The 6,751-nt window shown below is 46.5% G+C and carries 7 protein-coding genes; 5 read left to right on the top strand and 2 right to left on the bottom strand.

Annotated elements, in window-relative coordinates; translation table 11 throughout:
• The first annotated feature begins 236 nt into the window (after positions 1-236).
• The 3 genes from C4F37_RS06040 (at position 237) to yeaK (ending at position 3,929) form a co-directional block, all read left to right on the top strand.
• Positions 237-1,712: a sensor domain-containing diguanylate cyclase gene (locus tag C4F37_RS06040; RefSeq protein WP_000621384.1), complete on the top strand. Its 1,476-nt coding sequence runs from the start codon at positions 237-239 to the stop codon at positions 1,710-1,712.
• 180 nt (positions 1,713-1,892) lie between these two features.
• Positions 1,893-3,383 carry a diguanylate cyclase DgcJ gene (dgcJ, locus tag C4F37_RS06035; RefSeq protein WP_001298230.1) on the top strand — a complete coding sequence of 497 codons (1,491 nt, stop codon included), beginning with the start codon at positions 1,893-1,895 and terminating at the stop codon, positions 3,381-3,383.
• Positions 3,384-3,425: 42 nt separating this feature from the next.
• A complete protein-coding gene (gene yeaK, locus C4F37_RS06030) occupies positions 3,426-3,929 on the top strand; it encodes a mischarged aminoacyl-tRNA deacylase (protein WP_000138051.1) in 504 nt (167 codons plus the stop codon).
• Here yeaK and yoaI read toward each other — a convergent pair whose 3' ends face one another.
• Positions 3,930-4,034: a small membrane protein YoaI gene (yoaI, locus tag C4F37_RS06025; RefSeq protein ID WP_000999630.1), complete on the bottom strand. Its 105-nt coding sequence runs from the start codon at positions 4,032-4,034 to the stop codon at positions 3,930-3,932.
• A gap of 169 nt (positions 4,035-4,203) precedes the next feature.
• Here yoaI and C4F37_RS06020 point away from each other — a divergent pair, with 169 nt between their 5' ends.
• On the top strand, positions 4,204-4,650 hold the full coding sequence (locus C4F37_RS06020) for a DUF441 domain-containing protein (protein WP_000460707.1): 447 nt from the start codon (positions 4,204-4,206) through the stop codon (positions 4,648-4,650).
• Here C4F37_RS06020 and nimR read toward each other — a convergent pair.
• Positions 4,607-5,428, bottom strand: a complete 822-nt coding sequence (gene nimR, locus C4F37_RS06015) for a DNA-binding transcriptional regulator NimR (RefSeq protein WP_000972263.1) — start codon at positions 5,426-5,428, stop codon at positions 4,607-4,609. The two genes, C4F37_RS06020 and nimR, sit on opposite strands and share 44 nt — an antisense overlap.
• Before the next feature lie 96 nt (positions 5,429-5,524).
• Between nimR and nimT the strand changes: the two genes are divergently transcribed.
• A complete protein-coding gene (gene nimT, locus C4F37_RS06010) occupies positions 5,525-6,706 on the top strand; it encodes a 2-nitroimidazole transporter (protein ID WP_000128461.1) in 1,182 nt (393 codons plus the stop codon).
• The last annotated feature ends 45 nt before the right edge of the window (positions 6,707-6,751 follow it).

Here is a 6,751-nt window from a genome sequence, read left to right as displayed (position 1 = left end):
TTTACGGGCCGTAAGTAACGAAGTTGGATGCAAATGTCAGATCGTGTGCGCCTGTTAGGGCGCGGCTGGTAAGAGAGCCTTATAGGCGCATTTGAAAAACCTCCGGCTATGCCGGAGGATATTTATTAGCTCACTGTAAATTATCTCATTTATTACATACATTAGCTTACAATCGCTTTAAATATGACAGCATAACCTTTACACAATTTAGTTCCAGAAAACAATCATTCGGAAAAATGATTCGGTCAACACGTATTTCCCTGGGGTTATTCTTTAATTATTTTTTATCGTTAACGAAAATTGATCTTGGTCAAAACTATATATCTCTGCCATCAATAAAATCCAGCACTCACATTGCTCTCCTTTTTATGGTTTCTATGGGTACACAAAAATTAAAAGCTCAAGGCTTTTTTATTTTCAGCTTATTGCTGACGTTAATTTTATTTTGCATTACTACCTTATATAACGAAAATACAAATGTAAAACTCATCCCACAGATGAATTACCTGATGGTTGTTGTGGCTTTGTTTTTCCTTAACGCCGTCATTTTCCTTTTCATGTTAATGAAGTATTTCACTAACAAACAAATTTTACCAACACTCATTTTAAGCCTTGCATTTTTAAGTGGCCTTATCTATTTAGTTGAAACCATTGTAATTATCCATAAACCAATCAACGGCAGTACACTGATCCAGACAAAGTCGAATGATGTTTCTATTTTCTATATTTTCCGCCAACTCAGTTTCATTTGTTTAACCTCGCTGGCGCTCTTTTGTTATGGGAAAGACAACATCCTTGACAACAATAAGAAGAAAACTGGCATTCTGTTGCTGGCGCTGATTCCTTTTTTAGTTTTTCCCCTTCTGGCACACAATCTGAGCAGTTATAACGCTGACTATTCTTTGTATGTCGTCGATTACTGTCCGGACAACCATACTGCGACCTGGGGAATCAACTATACAAAAATATTGGTTTGTTTGTGGGCATTTTTACTGTTCTTTATTATCATGCGTACACGATTAGCCAGCGAACTATGGCCGTTAATAGCATTATTATGTCTGGCATCGCTATGCTGCAACTTACTTCTACTGACTCTGGATGAGTATAATTACACCATCTGGTATATCAGTCGCGGGATTGAAGTTTCCAGTAAACTGTTTGTTGTGTCTTTTCTGATTTATAACATTTTTCAGGAACTGCAACTCTCCAGCAAACTGGCAGTTCATGATGTGCTGACCAATATTTATAATCGGCGCTACTTTTTCAACAGCGTAGAGTCATTATTGTCGCGACCTGTTGTTAAGGACTTCTGTGTCATGCTGGTTGATATTAATCAGTTCAAACGCATCAATGCCCAATGGGGACATCGTGTGGGTGATAAAGTGCTGGTTTCAATTGTCGATATTATCCAGCAAAGCATCCGCCCCGATGATATTTTAGCGCGACTGGAGGGTGAGGTATTTGGCTTGCTATTTACCGAACTCAATAGTGCCCAGGCAAAAATCATTGCGGAACGTATGCGTAAAAATGTCGAACTCCTGACCGGCTTTAGTAACAGATATGATGTTCCTGAACAAATGACCATCAGTATTGGCACGGTTTTTTCAACGGGTGACACGCATAATATCTCGCTTGTCATGACGGAAGCAGATAAAGCCTTACGCGAAGCGAAAAGCGAGGGGGGCAACAAAGTGATTATTCATCATATTTAAGTGCAAAAATATTCAGAGCCATGCTTTTTGCGTGGCTTTTGCATACAATTTATTACTATTACCCCTAAATTTCCCCTCCCCAGCGGCGCAGAGATGAGTATAATTAGCGCCCCTGTGCCAGGCCGCAATCGAACTTTATCTGGTTTTCTCGTTTCACTAACCGAAGGAGTGCCATTTATCATGAAATTGCACCATAGAATGCTCCGGCATTTTATCGCCGCAAGTGTCATTGTGCTGACATCTTCCTTCCTTATTTTTGAACTTGTCGCCAGCGACAGAGCAATGAGTGCCTATCTGCGCTATATCGTGCAGAGAGCAGACTCCTCCTTTCTTTATGATAAGTATCAGAATCAGAGTATTGCCGCGCATGTGATGCGCGCTCTCGCTGCTGAGCAGTCGGAAGTGCCGCCAGAACAGCGGCGCGCCATCTGCGAGGCTTTTGAGTCTGCCAATAATACCCATGGCTTAAACCTGACTGCCCATAAATACCCGGGCTTACGCGGCACATTACAAACCGCATCCACTGACTGCGACACAATTGTGGAAGCTGCAGCACTATTACCCGCTTTTGATCAGGCAGTGGAAGGCAACCGCCACCAGGATGATTACGGTTCAGGTCTTGGGATGGCCGAAGAGAAATTTCACTATTATCTCGATCTCAATGACCGCTATGTCTATTTTTATGAGCCGGTTAATGTTGAATACTTTGCGATGAATAACTGGTCCTTCCTGCAGTCAGGAAGTATTGGTATCGATCGCAAAGATATTGAAAAAGTATTTACCGGGCGTACCGTATTATCGAGCATTTACCAGGATCAGCGTACTAAACAGAACGTGATGAGTTTGCTGACGCCGGTATATGTCGCAGGGCAGCTAAAAGGGATTGTGCTGCTGGATATTAACAAAAACAATCTGCGGAATATCTTTTACACTCATGACCGCCCTCTCCTCTGGCGTTTTCTCAATGTCACGCTAACCGATACAGATTCGGGGCGCGACATTATCATCAACCAGAGCGAAGATAATCTGTTCCAGTATGTCAGTTACGTCCATGACTTACCGGGCGGCATTCGTGTCTCGTTATCCATTGATATTCTTTACTTTATCACGTCTTCGTGGAAAAGCGTTCTGTTCTGGATTTTGACGGCGTTAATTTTGCTGAATATGGTGCGGATGCACTTCCGCTTATACCAAAATGTGTCGCGAGAAAATATTAGTGATGCGATGACTGGACTCTATAATCGCAAAATTTTAACCCCTGAACTGGAGCAGCGGTTGCAGAAACTGGTGCAATCCGGTTCTTCGGTGATGTTTATTGCTATTGACATGGACAAGTTAAAGCAAATAAATGACACCCTCGGTCATCAGGAGGGGGATTTAGCGATTACGTTATTAGCTCAGGCGATTAAACAGTCGATTCGTAAAAGTGATTATGCCATCCGACTCGGTGGCGATGAATTCTGCATCATTCTTGTCGATTCGACGCCGCAAATTGCAGCACAACTGCCTGAACGTATCGAAAAACGTCTGCAACATATCGCGCCGCAGAAAGAGATCGGCTTCTCTTCCGGTATTTACGCGATGAAAGAAAACGATACGTTACATGATGCGTATAAAGCTTCCGATGAGCGTTTATATGTCAATAAGCAGAACAAAAACAGCCGTTCATGATAATCTTCTGTGGTTGTTTGCTTGTAATCTCAGGAGCATGAAATGACTGAAATGGCTAAAGGAAGCGTGACGCATCAGCGGTTAATCGCTTTATTATCACAAGAAGGTGCTAACTTCCGCGTCGTTACCCATGAAGCGGTAGGTAAATGTGAAGCGGTGTCAGAAATTCGTGGCACCGCTTTAGGCCAGGGGGCTAAGGCACTGGTATGCAAAGTCAAAGGCAATGGCGTAAATCAACATGTTCTGGCGATCCTCGCTGCCGATCAACAGGCCGATCTGAGCCAACTCGCCAGCCATATAGGCGGATTACGCGCTTCGTTGGCCAGCCCGGCGGAAGTCGATGAACTCACAGGCTGTGTCTTCGGCGCGATCCCCCCTTTCAGCTTCCATCCAAAACTCAAACTGGTTGCCGACCCCCTACTCTTCGAACGATTTGATGAAATCGCCTTCAATGCAGGCATGCTGGATAAATCCGTTATTTTGAAAACCGCGGATTATTTGCGTATTGCGCAACCAGAACTGGTCAATTTCCGCCGCACTGCGTAACTAGCCTGTCCGTTCAATAAGCAGAACGGACAAAACCAGCACAACTGCAATGGCAAAAAACGATGACGTGATAATCAGTGTCTCGACGAACATTTGATCGTTCATAGTATGCCCCCGGGAGATAGCTGTTTTCACGTTATTGTTAACGTACACAAATGGCAGTTTGATGACAGTTCGTCTGATTTTTTATGCAAAAAACGTAAAGATTTTCTACTTCCTTCCTGCAGCAAGCGTAAAGTAAGCAGGCTCATTATTTTTTGGCAAGGAAACCACGATGTTTGATGTCACTTTGCTGATCCTGCTCGGGTTAGCTGCGCTGGGCTTTATCAGTCATAACACCACTGTCGCCGTTTCAATTCTGGTGTTGATCATTGTCCGCGTCACACCGTTAAGCACCTTTTTCCCGTGGATTGAAAAACAGGGGCTAAGTATCGGGATAATCATTCTGACGATTGGCGTTATGGCCCCCATCGCCAGCGGGACGCTACCGCCCTCAACCCTGATTCACTCGTTTCTGAACTGGAAATCGCTGGTGGCAATTGCAGTCGGCGTTATTGTCTCCTGGCTGGGGGGGCGCGGCGTGACGTTAATGGGCAGCCAGCCGCAACTGGTCGCCGGGCTGCTGGTGGGCACTGTTTTAGGCGTGGCGCTGTTTCGCGGCGTACCGGTTGGCCCGCTTATTGCCGCGGGTCTGGTTTCGCTGATTGTGGGGAAACAGTAGTTAATCCCGCAATATATCGGCCTGGCGTTTGCCCCAGGCCTTTCTTAAACATAGTAATAAAGGCCGTTGTTGAATCATACCCCAGCGTATGAGCAACTTTCTGTACAGTATCGCCTTTCACTAATCCCTGAAGCGCCATAATCAGCTGTAACTGCTGACGCCACTGGCGAAAACTCAACCCCGTCTCTTTCACTATCAGCCGGGCAAGATTGCGTTCACTCATCGCAAAAAAGCCAGCCCATTGCCCCAATGAGCCCCACTCGACGGGCTCTTTCGCCATCATCTCCACCATCGTGCGGATTTTAGGATGAGAAGAAACGGGCAGGTGCAGCTGTTGTTGTGGCTGCTGAGGGAGTTCATCAAACAGGACCTGAATTAATCTGCGGGTCATCGGCTCAGCACGCTGAGTCGTCGTCCTGTTTGCCAGGGTTAAAATTAATTCCCGGCATAAGGGCGATATTTTCAATGTGCAACATGTTGTCGGCATTGTCACTGCGCTGGGCTCGATAAACAGAAAACAGAGTTCAGCGTTAGCTGTCACTTGATTACTATGTTTCACCCCGCCCGGTATCCAAACCGCATATTGTGGCGGCACCATCCACAAAGCATTTTCCACCGTACAGGTAATTGCACCATGTAGTGCCAGTATCAACTGCCCTTTGCGGTGCTGATGTACAGGACTGGTTAACTCATCCGTTCCGGCGTGAATACAAAATGCGACCGCGGCTTCATGGTGTCGGTCGGGTTCATAGCCATTGAGATTCAACCTGTGCATCATTTTGTCCGAATTTAGCGATATTTTGTCATTTTAGCTTGATTCAACATAACAATAAAAACGGTAAGGTACAGCCTCGTTTGTAACAATGAGAAGCATATGACCTGTTCAACTTCATTAAGCGGCAAAAACAGGATTGTCCTTATCGCTGGCATTCTGATGATTGCCACAACATTACGCGTCACCTTTACCGGCGCAGCACCGTTACTGGATACGATTCGTTCCGCTTACTCGCTAACGACGGCGCAAACCGGCTTATTGACCACCCTGCCATTATTAGCCTTTGCGCTAATCTCACCGCTGGCCGCCCCGGTGGCGCGACGTTTTGGTATGGAACGTAGCCTGTTTGCCGCGTTACTTTTGATCTGTGCAGGTATCGCAATTCGCTCTCTCCCTTCGCCTTACTTATTATTTGGCGGTACAGCGATCATTGGCGGTGGGATTGCATTAGGCAATGTCTTACTGCCAGGATTAATTAAACGCGATTTCCCTCATTCCGTCGCCAGACTTACCGGCGCATATTCCCTGACAATGGGAGCTGCGGCGGCACTGGGATCGGCGATGGTAGTGCCGCTGGCTTTGAACGGTTTTGGCTGGCAAGGCGCGTTGCTCATGCTGATGTGTTTTCCTCTGCTGGCTCTTTTTTTATGGCTGCCACAGTGGCGAAGTCAACAACATGCAAATTTGAGTACCTCACGCGCCTTACATACTCGGGGTATCTGGCGTTCGCCGCTTGCCTGGCAGGTAACATTGTTTCTTGGGATCAACTCACTGGTCTATTACGTGATTATTGGCTGGCTTCCGGCGATTCTCATCAGTCACGGCTATAGCGAAGCACAGGCGGGTTCACTGCATGGTTTGCTGCAACTAGCCACAGCAGCTCCCGGTTTGCTGATCCCACTTTTCTTACATCATGTGAAAGATCAGCGTGGTATTGCAGCGTTCGTTGCCTTGATGTGCGCAGTGGGCGCGGTTGGGCTCTGCTTTATGCCAGCACACGCGATCACCTGGACTCTGCTTTTCGGTTTTGGTTCCGGCGCAACAATGATACTGGGGTTGACGTTCATTGGTCTGCGGGCAAGTTCTGCGCATCAGGCGGCGGCACTCTCGGGGATGGCACAATCCGTCGGGTATTTGCTGGCAGCCTGTGGGCCGCCGCTGATGGGTAAAATACACGATGCTAACGGTGACTGGTCCGTACCACTGCTGGGTGTTGCAATACTTTCACTACTGATGGCGATTTTCGGACTTTGCGCCGGGAGAGACAAAGAAATTCGCTAATATCCGGTGCTATAGTGACGTGACAAATCATGCGTGAAAGGGAGA

Origin of the sequence: Escherichia sp. R1 (assembly GCF_003000935.1) — a bacterium.
Lineage (GTDB): Bacteria > Pseudomonadota > Gammaproteobacteria > Enterobacterales > Enterobacteriaceae > Escherichia > Escherichia coli.
Note: the sequence above shows the minus strand (reverse complement) of the source record. Positions and strands in the feature narration are given on the sequence as shown.

Bases quoted from the DNA above. Each gene is read 5' to 3' on its own strand.
- yoaI (WP_000999630.1), bottom strand. From the start codon at position 4,034: ATGAACGATCAAATGTTCGTCGAGACACTGATTATCACGTCATCGTTT.
- C4F37_RS06040 (WP_000621384.1), top strand. From the start codon at position 237: ATGATTCGGTCAACACGTATTTCCCTGGGGTTATTCTTTAATTATTTT.
- nimT (WP_000128461.1), top strand. From the start codon at position 5,525: ATGACCTGTTCAACTTCATTAAGCGGCAAAAACAGGATTGTCCTTATC.
- dgcJ (WP_001298230.1), top strand. From the start codon at position 1,893: ATGAAATTGCACCATAGAATGCTCCGGCATTTTATCGCCGCAAGTGTC.
- yeaK (WP_000138051.1), top strand. From the start codon at position 3,426: ATGACTGAAATGGCTAAAGGAAGCGTGACGCATCAGCGGTTAATCGCT.
- C4F37_RS06020 (WP_000460707.1), top strand. From the start codon at position 4,204: ATGTTTGATGTCACTTTGCTGATCCTGCTCGGGTTAGCTGCGCTGGGC.
- nimR (WP_000972263.1), bottom strand. From the start codon at position 5,428: ATGATGCACAGGTTGAATCTCAATGGCTATGAACCCGACCGACACCAT.